A 19168-nucleotide genomic window follows, 5' to 3' on the forward strand; every position below is an offset into this window, starting at 1 on the left:
AGGGAGGTAGTTTCCTTTAATTTTAATATCTACCCCAATTATAATTTGTTCCATCAAATGTGTTTCCAGCAGCGCCATATTTACATGGATTTATCCACCACCATGAAAATCTGGATTTATCATTTGTAACCCATTGATAACCCCAGCAATCATCTTCATACCAGCCATAGTCTTGTCTAAACCAATATCTGTGAGCCATTACCCAATAATCTTCTAAAGTTTTTTGTCTTTCCATGTAGAAATTATTTGTAACTGATACACCAGAGCATATATTGTAAACGCCATTGGCTCCTCCAGAATTGTACCATCCCCATGAATTACCATAGGTTCTATCATAAAAATATCTTGGAGGCTGATCATCATCACTGCCATTGACTTGCCATTTCATAACAATTGCTGAATAAAATTTATGTTTTACCCCAACATCTCCAATCATAATACCAGGTTTCTCTTGCCATGATCTCCAGTTTTGATTGCCAAGCGATTGGCCATTACACCATGAATTAGGTTTTTTTAAAGTTCCGTTAGTTTTAGAAACCTGGATAGGTGAAGTTGTTAGCCAGTAGCAATATCTGCATCCCTCTCTATAACATGAATTATATTCATTAGCTAAGCCAGTACTAAAATTAGGTACTTCCCAAATTCTTGCCATAACTCTAGTATCTTGCATTGTTGCAACTTCTGGGTTACCGCTTCTAAAGTATGTGTCCGTATGATTTAAAGCGCAACTTTTTCCATTATCCCATGAATTATAAGGTCCTCCACGATACAAATACTGAATATCGTAAGTGCCGTCATTTCTAATTGAGGTGTCTATACCAAAACCTGCATAAAGATTATTACCAGTGATAGTAAATAAATTTTGTAAACCACTGACGGTTTTATTAGTAACATCAAAATTATGCACAATAGCAAATCTATTATTCATCCACCATGTTGCCCATATATGGAAACCGTATTGTGGTGAATTAGCGTTACCAGGTTTAGTAGTTACAGGATTATAAGCAGTGGTGCCGTCTATTTCTAAGTAACCATTTCCTGCTGTACGCCAATATGCATTCGCACCACTTAAATCAACATCTTTACCTTTAACGCTTAAGTCGATTAAAGATAAAACTCTGTCTCCATCGTTTGGCCTTTTATCCCACCCTCTACCAAATGGGTTTCTATGAGAATAGTATGCTTGTACTCTTCCATAATCTCCACCTTGCCAGCTATTAGGATCAGGTGAACCTCCAGGATTACCAATAAAACCATCAATTCTTCCATACCAATTCCAATCAGTCCATTTGTCATTGTAGCGACCTGTAATAGGCCCGCAAGTCCCAGCACTTCCTGAATTTGCAGCAGCAAAATTTCTAGAACCATTAGCTCCGCTAGGAGTTGCTAAACAACTAATTCTTGTTGATTTGTCTAAAATTTCACCATTGTTGGTACATGCCGCATAGTCAGCACCTAAACTTCTTCCCTGATCAGTTTTAGTATAAATATTAGATGGATACCATTGTTCTTGATGGTTCCACATTGCAACCTCTTTTCTTGAACCTGCATGATAAGTTATTGATTCACCTTCATATAAAAATGGAGCGTTGAAACCATTTCCAGTTACAGCAGGACAGGATTGTTTACATCCATCACCACTAACTGATGACCAAGTAGCACCACCGGTATTAGGATCAATACTACAAGTTCTAGAAGTTGAATTCACTAATGTACCTCGTGTACACATACTACTAGTTGCATTAACTGTTGTAGAAGATGTTCCACTTGTTGTATTACCTGCAGAGGTTTTAGGCCAATTAACATTTGCAACAGTTTCTGCTGCGCATTCCGGAGGAGTTACATATACTAATAGGGGTGTATTACTAGAATTTCTGATAATTTTACTTGTTAAGTTTGAAGTAGAATTTGCTCCTGTTGGCGAAACAAATAAATTTAACTCATCCCTTGAACTAGATTTACTGTAATTCTTTATTTCAGCTGAGTAAGATTTATATGCTGAGGGAATCAAAGTGTGAGATTCATAAAGTATACTATTAGCTGAATTATCCTGTGATGTACAAATAGTTCTTAAAGTTTGATCAGAGTCAAAGTTATTATTCGCTGTCACAATATTATTTCCAGCTTTAGTATTTCGTAAATTTGTTACGAAGAAATAATATCTGCCAGGAGTAGATGGAACTCTAAAATAATAATTTTTATGTAATGTTATAGGTGCTTCATTATTTAATAAAGCTGAAGGATTTTTTATACATCTAAAGTTAACTGTTTTTGTTGTATTTCCATTTATAACAGTTTCATAAGGAAGAAAGCCTATAATTAAAGCATTATCTGCATGAGTGTCTTTAAAAAAGAAATTGCCACCTACATATAAATTCGTTGCAGCCATAATGCCAACACTAGAAGAAGTGCCGTCTTTATAAACAAGACTTGGTGCAGGAGTATCTTTACGTTTTCCATAATTTTCTCTTTCGCTAGTTAAATCGTAATTATAAAACCATATTTTTCTTTCTGTGATTACTTCTTTAATATTAAGCATTTTAAAGCTAGCAGGCTCTACAGCTTTAGAGATTTTAGGGTTAAGTAAAAGTAAACTTGGCGAAAGTAATAAAACTTTACATATAGTTTTAATGAACGTCTTCATTGTATACCTATTAATTCATTCTAATAACAACTCTACATAATAGTGCTGGGTTTTGGTTATTATATACATCTGGGTTTGGGGTTGTATTTACGCAAACGTTTGCTGCAGCACCACCTGCACCAGAAGAAGCAGCGCCGGCAGGACTACCTGCAGGTGAAGCAAGAACTATCCCACTACCTGGCATACCATCGTCTAATTTACCGTCAATATAATAAGCATCAGAAGGTGCTAAGCTGTTAAATGTAGTATAGGTGCCACCGGCAACACTACTTAAACCTATAAGTTCATAATAATTTACGCCATTTATTGAATACACTATAAAGAATGCACCTTTACCAACTTTAGCTGGAGGGAAAAAGTTTTCTAATGTTGCAGTAGCGCTAGTTGTTACTGCAGATGCTGCAGTTGTATAAGAGCTTGTATTACCTTCAATCAAGTTTGCTGCCCATAAATCATTCCAAAATAATGCTGTTTCACCATCTGCATTTGTACTAGCAGCGGCACCACCTTCGATTAACCCATTACCATCACCTTTACCTGTAGTACCATCTCTTGTGGCAAGACCAAAAGATGTCGCAATACTACTTGGAAGATCACCAGGTATGCCGTTATATTTAATTCTAAAAGCAGAAACGGCAGTGTTAAAGTTTGACACCTGTCTTATTGTTGCGCTAAGTTCTGCAGTTCTTATAAGGCTTTGACCTGTCAAAATTCCACCTACAATTAATCCAATAATTACTAATACGATTGAAAGTTCTACTAAAGTAAAAGCTTTTGATTTATTGTATATGTAAGACATAATGTGCCTGCATTAATTTATTTTATTTTTACAATTATAGTACAATATTATACTTTATGTAAATCATTGTCAAATTTATAAATTTATTAATATATTTGTTAATTTAGGATTAATACGTATATTTTTGTAAAAGAAAATTTTATAAAAGGTTTGTTAATCCCAAATCCTTTTTTTTAGAGAAAAGTTAGAAGCATTAAATAAAAAAAGATTTTTATTATATTCCGAGATATTTAAGATATTTTTACAGGAAGGGGCTAGGGGTATATACGTTAAATTAATTATAACTTTATAATTTTTGCAATAGTCTTCATTTAGGATATTTAAAATTGGATCAAAAATTAAAAGATATTTATATTTTAATTTAATAGTACAGGCGAGATTATCACACGATAAATTAGCAGTATTTACTAATTCAAAACTCTGAATTTCTTGTTTACCATAATATTTGTGCCAATTTTTCACTATACTATTTCTTTTACTTTTAACGTTTGAATAAAGATAACCGTTTATATTAATTATAAAATTTTTAGGCTCATTTAAGACAATTAAAAAAGCTTTTTCATGAATAAATATTTCAAATAATAGTGAAGAAATTATAAGCAATATACCAAATATTTTAATTTTTGTTTTCCAAATAGTGAGCCATATAAAGCCTAAACTTAATAAACATAAAGTTACTGAAGAAATTGAAGAAATATTAATTACAGAACCTGGTAGTGCACTTGTTAAATCAGCAATTTTTGTAAGTAAAATTATTCCGTATTTTATAAAAGGTGAAATTAAATATTCAATGTTAACAAAATATAAAGTTAACCAAGAAACAGTTAATGGCATAATAATAAAGCTAACTAATGGAATGGCAAATAAATTAGCTAAGATCCCATAATTAGCATAAGAATTAAAGTGATAAAGAGAAAAAGGGCTTGTTGCAATACCAGCTAGTAATGAAGTAATTACTATACCAAAAAAGTAAAATATAATGCGTGAAAAATGATTTTCAAAGTTAATATAAGGAGTAACTTTTTTTGTATATATTTCATAAAAACTAATTAATGCAAGTACCGCCGCAAATGACATTTGAAAACTGGGTTTTAAAATTACATCTGGCATCATAAGTAAAATTATGAAAGCTGCGAGCGATAAAGATCTTATAGGATGTGGAGATCGATCGAATATTATGGATAATACTATTAAAGTACTCATTATAAAAGCACGAATAGCGGCAGTATGTGCGCCTGATAAAAACAAATAAAATAAACTAATTAAAATAGATATAAATCCTGAGAGTTTTTTAAGATCAATTCTTTCAGATAAATTTGGAATTAAAGCTAACGTATTTCTAAATAATAAAAAACATATAGCGACTACTAAACTTAAATGCATTCCTGAAACTGCAAGTATATGAGAAAGACCTGAATTTCTCATATTATCAAAAATGGTTACGGGTATAGTAGAAGTTTCTCCAATTATAAGAGCAGCAAAAACAGGTCCGTATGTTTTCCCCATTTGGTCATAAATTCTGTTTGCAATTGCTTGTCGCAAATGTTCAATTTTTTGATTAAACCAGTTAATTTTTTTTTGTTTTATTATAGTTACATCAGATATGGCATAACCAATAGCGCTAATCTGCTGAAAATACGAAACTCTTCTTAAATTATAACCTCCTGGAACCGTATTAGAAGAAGGAGGAGAGAGATTAGCTTTAAACTTTATAATGTCACCTACTTTCGTATTATCTATTTTAGTTCGAAAGGAAACTTTAATATTTTTTAGTTTTCTATGGTTGCTGATTTTATCAATAGTGAGAGGTTTAATAGTTAACCTTGCGCCAATTGTTAGGTTAGTAATTTCATTAACTTGACCTACTATACTTACATTACTAAAATTATGAGGAATAATATAAGTTGAGATCAAATTAGCTTTTATAGAAGTAAATACAGTACCGAAAGATATTATAAATAAAGTAATAAAAATTATTCTTAAAAAAAAATTTTTATATAAAAAATATAATGCTAATAAATTGACGATACAAATTGCGATTAGAGTAAAAATAGATGGTTCATAATTTAATGAAAAATAATATAAAATACCGCTTCCAAATAATACTGGTATCCAAAGAATCCATTGAGTTTGTTCTTCGTAGAATAGGCTTATTAATCTATTAGAAATAGAAGTAACTTTTAGATTTTTCATTGATTAAATGCCAAGTGTATGAGAAGACTTTCTTTCACCTAATTCTTTAAAATCTTTAGCTTCTTTAATCTCTTTTCGCTTAAGTTCTTCTTGTCTTTTATCCAATTCTAATCTTTCAGATTCATATAAAGAATTTTTAATTATATTGTCAACAGCTTGCACATAGGCAATTTTATTATTGATTTGCTGTATCATAATAATTTTAGTCAATTCGTTTAATATGTGTTTTGTAACAACATTTCTAATATTGTTTAGTTTTTCTGATTTAATAAAAGATTTATTTTCTTGTTCTTGTAATTTTTTAGAATATTTTTCAGAAAAATTCTGATGTATTAAGCTCATTATAAATTTTATAACATCTTGAGCATTTACATTTTTGCCTTCTTTTTTAAGTTGTATTATTAAACCTTTAATTGAATTTTCCAAACTATGTCGTTCTTCAGTATTTAATTGGTTAATTCCAGACTCAATACCATGTTTTGCCATTTCGCTAAGTAATTTATAAATTAGTGCAAGTAATTCATGTTCATGACCAGAAGCTTGTAATAAATTATCTAGATCATCAATTACATCGTTATTTTCTAACTCTTTGATTAATCTATCTTTTAAATTATCTTCGCGGAAATTTTTATCCATAACATTGTCTTATTTATCTTTTTTTAATAAATTTATACAATATTATTATATAAGTGTAAACATTATATTAATTTTTAGTGGAAACAAATGAACTCACTATTGCAAGCTGAACATCTGTTACCTGGCCCACCATTTTCAGCAGGAGAAACTTCACTCGGGGAAGCGCCTGAAATATCACATATTTTGTTATTATCTAAATCATTGTAAAAATGTAGATATGCACTATTATTCGACATAACAAGTCCATTACTTGGATTTGTATAATTACTTGTAAGAGCATTGACAGCTGCAATTCGGTTATTATCCGTTGTAGTAATAATGCCAGCAGTCGAACACATATCAACCCATATCCCTCTTGCATTACAAATTAAATTTGCATTATTTCCTCCACCTGGATTTGCAGTACTAGATGTTATTAATTCGCGGGTAAAACCACTACCCGAAACATCAGTTTGATCACAATAAGGTGAACCTGCAACAACGGTTGAAGCAGGAGCTGTCATAGTTAAAATTGTATATTCTCCGTGTTCAGGAGCAACGGTTTGAGGCCATCTGCTATAATATGTTAAATTAGTTTCTGTTACATCAGTAGTATTATTCCAATTAAGTTGAGCGCAATTTCCTGCAGCGCAAGCTCCGTTTCTCGCTTGCCATGTCCCATCAAACCCGCATCTTCTGGTTGCTGAAGTATTATTATTAGAAGTATTAGTGTAAGGTGCTGTAGCGCAAGTAACTTGCGCAAGTGTTGAATTAGAATGAGCTAAATAAGTACCTTGTGCCTGGTTGTAATTGCCCCAGCCTGTATTTTGCGAAGGTACTTCTGTTCCTGAACCAGTGTTCGACATACAGGCCCTTCTGCTACAATTAAAATGTAATCTCCATGTTCCATCAGAATGACAAACTTCATACACTTCGCCTGTTTCATTTTGATTACACGTGATGTTTTTGGATAACCTAAATGCACCAACAGGCTCTCCTCCACATGTAATTGGTTTGCATTCATCACGAGTTGTTAAATAATTTCCTGTTGATACACAAACTTGAATATGACTGCCTGTATAGCCAGTAGGACATCCTATGTCACGTGTAACCCCTGGAGTACAAGCAGCTCCAGTATATATTGGTAAACAATAACTATTCTGTTGAGGGCCAAAAGTTACATAAGTACTTGTACCACCAGGGTTGTTACCTGGAGTAGTTAATTGACATGTGTTTCTAATTACACCAGCTGCAACCATTGTGTAATTGCCATTTACACAATTATTAGATCCGCCGGCTGCCATGCTACCAATGCTAATAGCTCCAGTGCAATTAGGTAAAGCACTGCAAGCATTTGTTACGGTAGTCCATTGTTTAGGGTTAGCTCCTGTATTAGGACATTGTTGAATAACATAGCCACTTTGGCCAACAGGACAAGATAAATTTCTTGTTACAACATTCGCTGAATCATTACTATGAGGTATTCTACATTGAGCAGTAGTATCTATAGAACAGCCTGAGGTATTAATGGAAAAATAGCCGCTAGTTTGACAAGTTAAAACGACATTACCGCTCCAACCGAAAGGGCAAGGCCAATTAATAGAAGAACCGCTTGAAACACCAAATCCGCATTTTACTGCTTCGCAACTATTTTTTGTAACAACCCAAGCAGCTCCTCCACTTGTTTGTACACATTCCTCTATAATTTTTCCTATTGTCCCGGCAGAACATGCTTGAGTTGAGCTTTGTCTTACAGAGCCAAGTGGATAGCCACCTGTACATGTTTGTTTAGTTCCACTAATATTACTTTTTAATTCTATAAAAAATGCCATTCTACATGCTAAATTAGTATTAGCTGAATTGTATTGACCACTAGCAAGAACACATGAATTTAAAGCAACGTTACTTCCATCATATCCTCTAATTTTACCAACATTAGGTAAGCCATCATCATATTTTAAATCAATTTGATTTGCTTCTGACGGAGTTAAAATTGCTAAGTCATTATTAGTATTTGAGTAACCGTCAAAAGATATAAGTAAACCGTTTGGATCATTTAATACTCTAAAGCCTGAACCTTCAATAGGGCCAGCAGGTACTCCTCCTATCATACTTCCTGAAGTTGCTTTATATCTATCAAGTGCCGAGCCGCTAAAATTCCCCAGAATTAAATTAGCGTTTGATAAATGTCTCCAGAATAAAACATCTTCATTGCCATCTATTATACCATTCGCATTTCCTTGTCCTCCTGCGGTTACAGAAGTTGAAGAATCAGATATATCTCCCGGTATATTTTTATATTTAGTTTCAAAAGTATTTACAGCATTTTTAAAACGTTCTATGTCGCTCATAATTTTTGTAATTTTAGCAGATCTTACCAGTTGATTTCCAGCAGTTATTCCACTTGCAATTACTGCAATAATTAAAATAACTACGCTCATTTCAAGAATGGTGAAGCCTGTTTTTTTTGCCATATTAGAATCTTAATTTTGTTAAGCTTGAATAAAGTGGCCCAAACACTGCCACAGATACCCATAACATGATTCCACCTAATATTAATGTTAAGGTTGGTTGGATCATTCCAATCATGCTATTAACGGAATCATTTACCTCTCTATCAAAAAAATAATTAACATTTTCAAGGGTGGAGTCAATTCTACCACTTTCTTCTCCAACTTTAATCATTCTTATTACCATTGACGGGAATTGATTTGATAGTACCATAGATCCTGTTAAACTATTACCCTCTGAAACTCCTGTTTTAACATAGCCTACTGCTTCTTTAATAACTAAATTATTAACTACATTTTGAGCAATATCTAAACAGTCTAAGATATTAATTCCACTACGATATGTGATTGATAAAAATCTACAAAAGCGTGCCATTTCAATTTTTCTGATAGTTTCACCTATTTTTGGAATTTTAAGTAATAACGCATGCACTGAAAACTTAAATTCATAAGAGATTTTACAGCCTATTTTAATAGTCGTAAAAAATACTATTGGTACTATAAAAATAAGAGGCCAATTACTTTCAAAAAATTTTGAAGTTGCAATTAATGCAAGAGTATATATTGGTAAATCAAAACCTTGAGCTATCAAAAATTTAGATAGCTGCGGTATTACAAATAACATCATTACGCTAATAACGCCAATCATTAATAGAACTAGAAATACAGGGTAATAACTGGCTTTTTTAATTTTATTTCTAATTTCATCTACCCATTTTAAATGTTCTGCTAAATGATGAAATACATCTCCTAAATTACCAGTTTTTTCACCAGCTGAAACTAACCCTACAAAAACCTGATCAAATATATTTGGATGTTCACTTAATGCTTGTGAAAGCATATTGCCTTGGCTAATTGAATCGTAAATACTTGCCATTAAATTTTTTACTGGATGACTATCAGAAGTATCGCGCATATCTCCTATAGCATCAAGTAAAGGTACGCCAGCTTTTTCTAATTGCTCTAGCTGAACGCACATAATTATTAAATCATGCATAGTTACAGTTTTGCTTTGCATAAAAGTAGATTCTGTAACTATAGTTTGATCTACTAAATCTAAGCCGATAGTTTGTAATTTATGTTCTAATTCTAATTCGCTTACTGCGTTTAGTACACCGCTAACTGATTTACCTTTTGCATTTAAAGCTTTATATTTAAATTGTGGCATGGTTTATAACCTCGATGTAATATCAACAGCGCCAATTAATGATTCTAAATCAGTAACGCCTGCTATCACTTTTAAAGAACCATCATCTAACATACTTTTAAATCCTTTGGATGTTGCGTAATCAATCATGAATTTACGTGTGGCATTAGTGGCGATTAATTCATCAAATCCCTTATCAATTTCTAATACTTCGCTAATAGCTATTCGTCCTTTGTAACCTGTGAATCCACAAATTTCACAACCAACTTTTTTATATAAAGTTAGCGGATTTGCGGTATCTACACCTAAGATTTTACATTCTGCTGTATCAGCTGTATAAGGTTCTTTGCAATGACTGCAAAGTTTGCGGGCGAGTCTTTGAGCAATAATACAAATTAAGTTACCGGATAATAAACTGTTATCAACCCCAATGTCCCTAAGTCGTGCTATAGCACCAATTGAATCATTTGTATGTAAAGTGGTATATACTTGATGTCCTGTCATTGCAGCTCTTAAAGCCATTGTAGCAGTTTCATGATCTCTAACTTCACCTACAAATATTACATCAGGATCTTGACGTAGTAATGATTTAATACCATCAGTAAAATCTAAACTTGCACCTTCACGAATATTTGTTTGTCTAATTAAAGCGAGTCTATATTCCACTGGATCTTCCAGGGTCATTATATTTTTTTCTATAGTATTTATATGATTTAAGATTGAATAAAGAGTAGTAGTTTTACCGCTACCGGTAGGACCAGTAACAATAATAATACCCTCTGGTCTTAAAATAAGTTTTTTAAGTAAATGACTGTTTTGTTCGCTAAATCCAAGGTTTTCAACAGGAACTAAAGATTGTTTACTATCTAAAATTCTCATAACAATATTTTCGCCGTGAATAGTTGGCTGAGTTGCTACCCTAAAATCGATTTCTCTTCCTAAAACGTTGTAATTTATTCTACCATCTTGAGGATTTCTATTTTCGGCTATATTCATCTTTGATAAAATTTTTATTCTAACAACAATAGCGGGCCAATATTCTTTGTGAAATGATCGTATTTGTCTTAATTTTCCATCGATTCTATAGCGGAGTCTTACAAAAGATTCCTCAGGTTCAAAGTGCAGATCGGAAGCATTATTCTTAATTCCATCAATTAAAAATGCATCAACTAACCTTACAGTAGGATTTACATAATCGTTAGTATTTGTGGTAAAGTTTTTATTTTCACCAACCCCAGTTTCAATTTCTTTTAAAATACCCTCAATAGACATTTCGTATTTATAATATTGATCTATAGCTTCTAAAATTTGACCTTCTGCAGCATAAAATGTAATTATTTTTTGATTTTTACCAAAATATTTTTTAAGTTGATCAATTATAAGAATGTTATAAATATCGGCTACTGCGATCGTTACAGAATCTTCAGTTGAGGTAACTGGTATAGCTTTACATCTAATAGCTACATCCTTAGGAATCTGGTTAATAAGCTTCGGATCTAAAACTGTAGCTTTTAAATCTAAATTTTTAACGCCGGAAGTTTCTGCTAAAATTTGACTTAAAGAGCTTTCTGTAATGAAACCTAATTCAACTAAAATTTGTCCAATTAATTTATCTTTTGAACGTTCAGTTCTTTGTTCACGTAAAGCAATTTCTACTTGATCCTTTGAAACTAAACCTTTCTCGATGAGTACTTCACCCAGTTTCAAAGAAACTTTATCATTTTTTTGTGGTGGTTCGTTTTCAAATGTCATAGCACAACTAGTTTGTGATTTAATTAAATTTTACATCTTTTTTAAATAAAATTAAAGAGTTTAGTTGCTATAAATTTTATAAAAAGCTATATTTAGTTAAAAATTCCATTTTTAATATTAACATTTAGTTAATTACCTGTTATGGAACAAATAAAAAATATTAGGGATTGTCTTTATAATGATGAAGTGCAAATTCTTTTTAGAGATGTAGTAGGCTATCCGAGCCCTGAAAAAATTTCATTAGTAATCAAAACTTATACCTTTTCAAAAAAATACTTTATTTTCGGGTATTTTAACCCTAACTTACAAGGATTTATTGGAGGTTTAATTAAAAGAAATTATATAATAATTAACCACATTGTAGTTAATAAGAATAAAAGAAAAAAAGGTGTTGGAAAAAAATTAATAAAGTTTGTATTCTGTAACTTTGGAAAAACATTTGTATATGCGGAAACTGATACTGATAGTATAGGTTTTTACAAAAAACTTGGTTTTAAGTGTATGAAATATAAAGCAAAGTTTGCAAATAGATATAAATGTATTAAATTGAATTATAAGTTTAAAAGGTAAAACTTATGGCAAATGAATTAGTTTTAATATATTCGACAGCACCAAATATTGCAGAAGCAAGAGTAATTGCGCATGAATTAGTGAAAAGTAGGTCTGCAGCTTGTGTAAATATTGTGCCTAATATGACATCCGTTTACTATTGGAATAATGAAATTCAGGAAGGTAACGAGGTTATATTAATTATAAAAACCCTAAGAAAGCGTTTTTCCGAGGTTGAAGATATTATAAAAGACTTTTGCTCATACGAGGTACCTTGCATAATAGAGCTTACTCTTGGTGAGGTAGAAAAAAATTTTGCAAAATGGCTTGCCAATTATTCATGAGGTGTGTATATTCTCACATGCTTTAAACAAGTATTGGGGTGTAGCCAAGTGGTAAGGCAACGGATTTTGATTCCGTCATTCGAAGGTTCGAATCCTTCCTCCCCAGCCATTCAAAGTTATAATAATCTTAAAATTATATAATCTGCATCGACTTTCATAAATTAATTCTTTTTTATATAACTAATTTTCTTTATTTGCTGAATTTAAAAAATAGTTTATAGTCCATTCTAAATTTAATGTTCGTTTAAAGCTATAAGGGATAAATTTATGAGATATAATAATAATATAGTTTGGGATATGGATAGCACTAACCTTAATTTTTCTTCTGATAGTAAGGGGTCAAAAGGCTTTGATCCATCAGAAGATCTAGCCTCTACCTCAAACAAAGAATTTAATTCTATTGATGAAACACATAGAAATATAATTTCTAAAGAGGGTTTCAGTTCTGTAAAGGGTGAACTTCTTAAAACTTCTCCTGAAGAAGAAATAACAGAAAATAGTTATCATTACGAGGGTGATTATGAAATACCTGTTAGCGATTTCTCACATTTAATAAACGATTATTTGATTTAAAATATTTGGTTGGGAGCTTTTTCCAACCTTTCTCAATTACAATATGTTTATAAAGATTAACAAAACTTAAAATAACAATTTTTTAGAGAATTAATTGAATGAAAAAAGTTATAAAATATATTACCTTTATTTTTTTAGTGAGTATGAATTTATCTTTAAACTCATATGCTCAAACTTCTGATCAAAATATTTTAGTTTTTCCTAATGAAAATATTCAATCAATTATAAATTTAATCGATTCAGCTAAAAAGTCAGTTGATATTACCGTATATAAGATAAACGATAAACGTATTGTTAAAGCGCTTAAATCAGCTAAACAACGTGGAGTTGGAATAAGGGTCATATTGCAAAAACCAGGGCTATATGCAGAACCTTTTGCTATAACAAAAAATTATGATGTTGAAAAATCATTAAAAGAATTTAATGTGCCAGTAAGTTATTTAGAAGATCATAAATACATACTTACTCACTACAAATTTATAATTATTGATAAAAACCTTGCTTTAATAAACACCTTTAATTTTGACGAAAACCATTTTCATAAAACTCGTGATTTTTCCGTAAAAATTAATGACAAAGAAAAAGTGCTAGCTTTACAAGAAATATTTGAAAATGATTTTTTTGGTAAAACTTTTCTTAATGATGGAAAATCAAAATATTTGTATGAAAAATTTAACCTCATTTTAGGGCCTAAATTTCAAAGACAATATATAACAGATCTTATAAAATCAGCTAAGAAATCAATTTACATTTATCAACAAGATTTTACTGACCCTGTAATTGCAAAAGTTATAAGAGAAATGGCAAAAAATGGTGTAAAAGTTAATGTGATTATGTCGCCTGTTCCATTTGGAGGAACTGATTTTAATAGAATTAATCAAATTCAAATTAAAGAAGCTGGAGGGGAATTTAGGTTTTCACCAAAAAACAAATTATATATCCATACAAAAATTATAATTATTGATCCTGAAAGTAATGATGGAAAAGTTTATTTAGGCTCATGTAATTTTTGGACTCAAGCCTTAGAAGTGCAAAGAGAATTAGGAATAATAGTTAAAGATTCAACGCAAATACGAAAAATATTTAACGTATTTAAAAAAGATTGGACTAGTTCTACTACTTATGAAGAAGCACTTAAAATAGAGAATTCAGGAATAAATTAAGCGTATGTGCCTGCTATAAACCCAGATGACCATGCCCATTGGAAGTTATATCCTCCAAGCCATCCTGTAACATCAATTACTTCACCTATAAAATATAAATTTGGGACTTTAATTGATTCAAGTGTTTTAGAAGAAAGCTCTTTTGTATCGATTCCACCAGTTGTTACTTCTGCTTTTATATAGCCTTCGGTACCTTCAATATTCATTGTAAATTTATGCAAATCTTCTGCAATTTTATCTAAATCCTTGATTTTATAATCTATAATTTTCTTAGGCTCATAAGAAAACCAATTGTCTACAAACCTTTTGGGCAAATATTCTTTAAGAAAATTTGTTATTAAAATTTTACTATTTTTCTCTTTTAAAAATAACTCTTTCAAATTCAAATGGGGAAGTAAATTTATTACAATTTTATTAGGTAAACTTTCTAAATAAGAAGAGATTTGTAGAATAGCAGGCCCGCTAAGCCCTCTATGTGTGAATAAAATATTTTCTTTAAAAGAAGTTTTTTTGTAATTTACAATTGATGGTATAGAAACTCCGCTTAATTCTTTAAAGGTTTTTAAATCGTCTTCATTAAATGTAAGAGGGACAAGAGCAGGTTTAGGTGGTATGATTTTTAAACCGAATTGATTTGCTATACGATATCCAAAATCAGTTGCCCCAAGCTTTGGTATTGAAAGCCCACCTGTTGCTATAATTAATGATTTGGAAGTGAAATCACCTAAACTTGTTCTCAAAGAAAAGTTTTCAGGTTTAGTAACTGAATTAATTGCACAGTTTAATTTGATTTCTACGTTCCCTTTTTTGCATTCTTCAACAAGCATATTAATTATTTGCATAGATGAACTATCGCAAAATAATTGCCCTAAAGTTTTTTCATGATAGGAGATCTTATAACTTTCAACTAGTTTTATAAAATCATGTTGAGTATATCTGGTAAGGGGGGAAATTACAAAATGTAAGTTATTTGATAAATAATTTTTAGGGCTTGCATGTAGATTAGTAAAATTGCATCTTCCACCGCCGGAGATTCTTATCTTTTCACCAATTTTATTTGTATGCTCTAGTAAAAGAACTTTTTTACCACGCTTTCCAGCTTGGCTTGCTGCCATAAGCCCTGCAGCTCCTGCGCCAATTACTAATACGTCGTAATTATTTTCCACTATTGAACCAAAATAATATTAATTCCACGAAACCTAACAATATAATCTTTCTGAGTCAAAAGTTTTATTAATTAGAATTACTAGAGCAACAAATAAAAGTTAAATATCAGTGTTTTATCAGTTTTTTCATTTTCTCTGTAGCTTTCACCAGTTCTTTTGCCACACCAATTTCACTAGCGCTATGTCCTGAGGCGTCAGCAAAATGAATTTCTGAATCTGGCCACATTTTATGTAATTCATAAGCAACTTGAGGTCTGCATATAATATCATAACGACCATGAACTATAATAGCTGGAAGATGAGTTATTTTAGGTAAATCATCAATTAATTGATTGTGTCTAAAAAAGAAATTATTCATATAATAATGAGTAAAGGTGCGTGCAAGTGAAAGCGTTTCCTTATCATGTTTATTTGTTTCTTTTTCAATTTTTTTATGATCGGAAACAAGTACAGCAGCGATGCTATCATATTTTACAAATTTACGAGCAGCAGGTAAATGAATTTCAGGATTTGAATCTACTAAACGTTTATAATATGCAGCGGCTAAATCATTTCTTTCATTTTCTGGTATAAAAGTTTCTAACTCCTCCCAAACTTCAGGGAAAATGTCTTTCATTCCGTACCATAATTGATCGCCTTCTTTTTTTCTTCCGAGGAAAATACCCCGAAGAATAAAACCTAATACTTTGTCAGGGTGAGTTTCGCCATATGCAATCGCAAGTGCACTTCCCCAAGACCCACCGAATACAACCCATTTATCTATTTTCAAATGTTGGCGTAAGGATTCAATATCGCTTATTAGGTTTTGGGAATTATTATCAGTCATATCTGCATGAGGTTTAGATTTTCCACTGCCACGTTGATCGAAAAGAACTATGCGATAAAATTTGGGATCAAAATATCTCATTGCGTATTCTGTGCACTGAGATCCGGGGCCGCCATGTAAGAAAACTACCGGCGTGCCTTTTGGATTTCCATATTCTGCATACCAGAGATTATGTAAATCAGAAACTTTAAGATAGTCTTCATAATTTGCTTTAATTTTAGGAAATAAGACTTTATCCAATGTTTGCTTAGAATTATAGAAAAATATAAAGGCAATCAAACCTATTATAATAATAAGTAATATATAATTTAAGGCGCAGTAAGAAATTTTCATATCATCCTCTTAAAAGGAATTGTAATAAATAAGGTTTTAATTGTAGCAACTTACTTAAACTTTTCAAGTTGACAGAATAATTAATAAAATCTAAGTTCGTTTTTTTAATAAGGTGGTTAATGTTACATAAAGCAAATAATAACTTTGATTTTACAAGGCTAATTGCAGCTTTTGGTGTAATAATTGCTCATTCTTATGCGCTTTATGGTAATGAGCATCCATTTTATTTTAAAAGACTAGGAGAATACTCTGTTAGAACATTCTTTGTCATTAGTGGTTACCTAATTATAGCTAGTATTTTAAGAAGTAAAAATATCCAAGAATATGCTAAAAAAAGATTTTTAAGAATTTATCCTGCATTATTTGTTTTAATAATATTTTCAATATTTATTTTAGGTCCAATTTTTACTGTTTTGCCCTTAAAAGAATATTTTTCTAATGGTTTAACGTGGAAATATTTACGAAATTTAGTTTTTACTATTAACTATAGTTTACCGGGAGTATTTGAAAAATTACCTCTTGCCGAAACAGTTAATGGTTCATTATGGTCATTAGTGTATGAAGTAAAATTTTATTTTATACTAGCATTTATTCATATATGTAAATGGACTAATAAAAAGAGTTTTTTATATATATTTATTACAACTCTATGCATATTTACATGCCTTTCTCTAAGTATTGATATAATAGTTTCTAATAACCTTATTACTATTAAAGCAATTGGAAAAATATCAAGATTTATGCAAGGTACAATAGCATTTTTTATAGGATGTCTAATTTATCTTTATAGAGATAAAATTAAGTTTAATTATAAAAATGCAATATATGCAGTTTTAGCGTTCATAATATCCGTATTGTTTGATTTGTCGATTATTAGCTTTATTCTTGAATTTACTTCATTTAGTTATCTAGTAATATATTTTGCTCGATTAAATATACCATTTATCTCTAATTTTTCACGATTCGGTGATTACTCTTACGGCGTTTATTTATACGGATTTCCTATACAGCAAGCACTAGTAGCCCTTAACTTAAAATATAATTTAAAGATAGGTTTTTATCATTATATATTTTTATGCATAATTGCATCATTAGCATGTGCGTTTTTTTCTTGGCATTTAGTTGAAAAGAAATTTTTAGTTAGAAAAATTAATTTGTTTCAGTAAAATTTTAGTAAATATAATGCATAGAGTTATAATTATTAAAATTACTATTGCTACCATAATTGGCTCTCCACTAAATAAATAACCTAATAACCCTATAAAGGAAGCGTTTAATAAAGCCCTTAAGCTCATATTGGCTGAAGAAGCTATTCCTTTAATGTCAGGAAAAATTTCAAGTGAAATTGTAAAAATAACCGGATAGCATAAAGCAAATCCAATACAAAATATAATCATTGATAAAGTTATTAAATAAGGTGAATGAGGAATAATTATACTTATCGCAATGAATAAAATGGATGCAAATGTATAAAAAATTGTACCCAAAATTATTGAATTATTATTGCCAATTTTTTGAATAACTTTATTTGAAAAAGCATTTCCAATTGATAGAGAGGCCACAATTATAGCTTGATGAAAAGCATATGTTAAAATGGGTAAATTGAAGGTTTCCATATATAGAAATGAGGCCGAAGAAACAAATACTAAATAAGCCGAATATAGTAAGCTTGGGATGAAAGATGAACTTATAAAATACGTATTGAATAACAACTTTTTATAATCTTTATAAATTTGTTTGAAGTTAAATTCTCTAAAGTCAGAATTAGTTTCTGGAAGCATTATAAATAACAAGATCCATGAAAATAAAGTAATTATAGCAACTATTCCATAATTTCCACGCCAGCCCAATACTTCGGTAATCAAACTACCAATGATTGGGGCAACAGTCATTAGAATTGTAAATATTGAATTCATAATACCAATTAGTTTTATAGATCGTTCGCCTTTATAAACATCAGCGATCATTGCGAATGTAATTACGGCTGAAGTAGCAGCACCTAGACCTTGAATAAAGCGAGAAATTAATAGTAGAATTATTGAGTTTGATATTACACAACCAATAGCTCCAACAAGCATTATTCCATTACCTATAATCATTACTTTTCTTCTTCCAAAAACTTCTGATAATGGTCCATAAATAATTGAAGCTAAGCAAAAACCTAAAAAGTTGAATGCGATTGTAAGCTGAATTATTCCATCTGATACTTTAAAATAGTCCGATATATCGGGGAAGCTTGGTACAGAGATATCAATTTCAATACAACCGGCAATTAGTGAAATAATAAATAAAAAAGGTAAAAATTTAGTATTCATATTAAATCCCTGAAATAATAAGATAAAATAATTTTAAAATAAAAGTTTTATTAAGCTTGAGTGTTTGAGAAAAAAGATAGGAGGTTTAAGAGAAGTTATTAGCCTGTTTTATAATGGCTTATTCTTTAGTAACCGTAGTTTCTTTGGTAGGCAAATATAATGGGCCTTTAACACCGCATGAAGTGAATGAAAATAATAAAAAGATTAAAAGATATTTGCTCATAACATTTATAAATATA

The 19168-nt window shown here is 30.7% G+C and carries 16 protein-coding genes and 1 tRNA gene; 6 read left to right on the forward strand and 11 right to left on the reverse strand.

The window, feature by feature from the left end:
- Window positions 1–22: 22 nt before the first annotated feature.
- From J0H68_00695 to tadA, 7 genes are all read right to left on the reverse strand, one after another.
- A complete protein-coding gene (locus J0H68_00695; protein ID MBN8827209.1) occupies window positions 23–2644 on the reverse strand; it encodes a hypothetical protein in 2622 nt (873 codons plus the stop codon).
- 10 nt (window positions 2645–2654) lie between these two features.
- A complete protein-coding gene (locus tag J0H68_00700) occupies window positions 2655–3443 on the reverse strand; it encodes a prepilin-type N-terminal cleavage/methylation domain-containing protein (protein ID MBN8827210.1) in 789 nt (262 codons plus the stop codon).
- A gap of 153 nt (window positions 3444–3596) precedes the next feature.
- Complete coding sequence (locus tag J0H68_00705) at window positions 3597–5636, reverse strand: ComEC/Rec2 family competence protein (protein MBN8827211.1); 2040 nt, start codon at window positions 5634–5636, stop codon at window positions 3597–3599.
- 3 nt (window positions 5637–5639) lie between these two features.
- Window positions 5640–6272, reverse strand: coding sequence for a hypothetical protein (locus J0H68_00710; GenBank protein MBN8827212.1), 633 nt, complete (start codon window positions 6270–6272; stop codon window positions 5640–5642).
- A gap of 74 nt (window positions 6273–6346) precedes the next feature.
- Window positions 6347–8725: a prepilin-type N-terminal cleavage/methylation domain-containing protein gene (locus J0H68_00715; protein ID MBN8827213.1), complete on the reverse strand. Its 2379-nt coding sequence runs from the start codon at window positions 8723–8725 to the stop codon at window positions 6347–6349.
- Window position 8726: 1 nt separating this feature from the next.
- Window positions 8727–9929 (reverse strand): type II secretion system F family protein, encoded by a 1203-nt coding sequence (locus J0H68_00720; protein ID MBN8827214.1) that lies wholly within the window; start codon window positions 9927–9929, stop codon window positions 8727–8729.
- A gap of 3 nt (window positions 9930–9932) precedes the next feature.
- A complete protein-coding gene (tadA, locus tag J0H68_00725; protein MBN8827215.1) occupies window positions 9933–11660 on the reverse strand; it encodes a Flp pilus assembly complex ATPase component TadA in 1728 nt (575 codons plus the stop codon).
- A gap of 141 nt (window positions 11661–11801) precedes the next feature.
- Between tadA and J0H68_00730 the strand changes: the two genes are divergently transcribed.
- The 5 genes from J0H68_00730 to J0H68_00750 all read left to right on the forward strand — a co-directional run bounded on the left by J0H68_00730 (window position 11802) and on the right by J0H68_00750 (window position 14289).
- Window positions 11802–12230 (forward strand): GNAT family N-acetyltransferase, encoded by a 429-nt coding sequence (locus J0H68_00730; GenBank protein MBN8827216.1) that lies wholly within the window; start codon window positions 11802–11804, stop codon window positions 12228–12230.
- 5 nt (window positions 12231–12235) lie between these two features.
- A complete protein-coding gene (locus J0H68_00735; GenBank protein MBN8827217.1) occupies window positions 12236–12553 on the forward strand; it encodes a divalent-cation tolerance protein CutA in 318 nt (105 codons plus the stop codon).
- A 34-nt stretch (window positions 12554–12587) separates the two neighbouring features.
- Window positions 12588–12662, forward strand: a tRNA-Gln gene (locus J0H68_00740).
- A 158-nt stretch (window positions 12663–12820) separates the two neighbouring features.
- Window positions 12821–13126, forward strand: coding sequence for a hypothetical protein (locus tag J0H68_00745; protein MBN8827218.1), 306 nt, complete (start codon window positions 12821–12823; stop codon window positions 13124–13126).
- 143 nt (window positions 13127–13269) lie between these two features.
- Complete coding sequence (locus tag J0H68_00750; protein ID MBN8827219.1) at window positions 13270–14289, forward strand: hypothetical protein; 1020 nt, start codon at window positions 13270–13272, stop codon at window positions 14287–14289.
- Here J0H68_00750 and J0H68_00755 read toward each other — a convergent pair.
- Together J0H68_00755 and pip are read right to left on the reverse strand one after the other, a co-directional pair.
- Window positions 14286–15458 (reverse strand): NAD(P)/FAD-dependent oxidoreductase, encoded by a 1173-nt coding sequence (locus J0H68_00755; protein ID MBN8827220.1) that lies wholly within the window; start codon window positions 15456–15458, stop codon window positions 14286–14288. The two genes, J0H68_00750 and J0H68_00755, sit on opposite strands and share 4 nt — an antisense overlap.
- Window positions 15459–15561: 103 nt before the next feature.
- Window positions 15562–16614, reverse strand: coding sequence for a prolyl aminopeptidase (gene pip, locus J0H68_00760; protein MBN8827221.1), 1053 nt, complete (start codon window positions 16612–16614; stop codon window positions 15562–15564).
- 119 nt (window positions 16615–16733) lie between these two features.
- Between pip and J0H68_00765 the strand changes: the two genes are divergently transcribed.
- Entirely contained in the window at window positions 16734–17780 is a 1047-nt protein-coding gene (locus tag J0H68_00765) for an acyltransferase (GenBank protein MBN8827222.1), read from the forward strand.
- On the opposite strand, the gene J0H68_00770 is transcribed toward J0H68_00765, so the two are convergent.
- On the reverse strand, window positions 17751–18929 hold the full coding sequence (locus tag J0H68_00770; GenBank protein MBN8827223.1) for a multidrug effflux MFS transporter: 1179 nt from the start codon (window positions 18927–18929) through the stop codon (window positions 17751–17753). The two genes, J0H68_00765 and J0H68_00770, sit on opposite strands and share 30 nt — an antisense overlap.
- A gap of 118 nt (window positions 18930–19047) precedes the next feature.
- Window positions 19048–19152 carry a lipoprotein gene (locus J0H68_00775; protein ID MBN8827224.1) on the reverse strand — a complete coding sequence of 35 codons (105 nt, stop codon included), beginning with the start codon at window positions 19150–19152 and terminating at the stop codon, window positions 19048–19050.
- Window positions 19153–19168: the final 16 nt, after the last annotated feature.

It is taken from the genome of Sphingobacteriia bacterium, assembly GCA_017304685.1.
Classification (GTDB): Bacteria; Pseudomonadota; Alphaproteobacteria; order Rickettsiales; family 33-17; genus JAFKLR01.

Coding starts and splice junctions, on each gene's coding strand:
- J0H68_00695 (MBN8827209.1), bottom strand. CDS start 2,644: ATGAAGACGTTCATTAAAACTATATGTAAAGTTTTATTACTTTCGCCA.
- J0H68_00700 (MBN8827210.1), bottom strand. CDS start 3,443: ATGTCTTACATATACAATAAATCAAAAGCTTTTACTTTAGTAGAACTT.
- J0H68_00705 (MBN8827211.1), bottom strand. CDS start 5,636: ATGAAAAATCTAAAAGTTACTTCTATTTCTAATAGATTAATAAGCCTA.
- J0H68_00710 (MBN8827212.1), bottom strand. CDS start 6,272: ATGGATAAAAATTTCCGCGAAGATAATTTAAAAGATAGATTAATCAAA.
- J0H68_00715 (MBN8827213.1), bottom strand. CDS start 8,725: ATGGCAAAAAAAACAGGCTTCACCATTCTTGAAATGAGCGTAGTTATT.
- J0H68_00720 (MBN8827214.1), bottom strand. CDS start 9,929: ATGCCACAATTTAAATATAAAGCTTTAAATGCAAAAGGTAAATCAGTT.
- tadA (MBN8827215.1), bottom strand. CDS start 11,660: ATGACATTTGAAAACGAACCACCACAAAAAAATGATAAAGTTTCTTTG.
- J0H68_00730 (MBN8827216.1), top strand. CDS start 11,802: ATGGAACAAATAAAAAATATTAGGGATTGTCTTTATAATGATGAAGTG.
- J0H68_00735 (MBN8827217.1), top strand. CDS start 12,236: ATGGCAAATGAATTAGTTTTAATATATTCGACAGCACCAAATATTGCA.
- J0H68_00745 (MBN8827218.1), top strand. CDS start 12,821: ATGAGATATAATAATAATATAGTTTGGGATATGGATAGCACTAACCTT.
- J0H68_00750 (MBN8827219.1), top strand. CDS start 13,270: ATGAATTTATCTTTAAACTCATATGCTCAAACTTCTGATCAAAATATT.
- pip (MBN8827221.1), bottom strand. CDS start 16,614: ATGAAAATTTCTTACTGCGCCTTAAATTATATATTACTTATTATTATA.
- J0H68_00765 (MBN8827222.1), top strand. CDS start 16,734: ATGTTACATAAAGCAAATAATAACTTTGATTTTACAAGGCTAATTGCA.
- J0H68_00770 (MBN8827223.1), bottom strand. CDS start 18,929: ATGAATACTAAATTTTTACCTTTTTTATTTATTATTTCACTAATTGCC.
- J0H68_00775 (MBN8827224.1), bottom strand. CDS start 19,152: ATGAGCAAATATCTTTTAATCTTTTTATTATTTTCATTCACTTCATGC.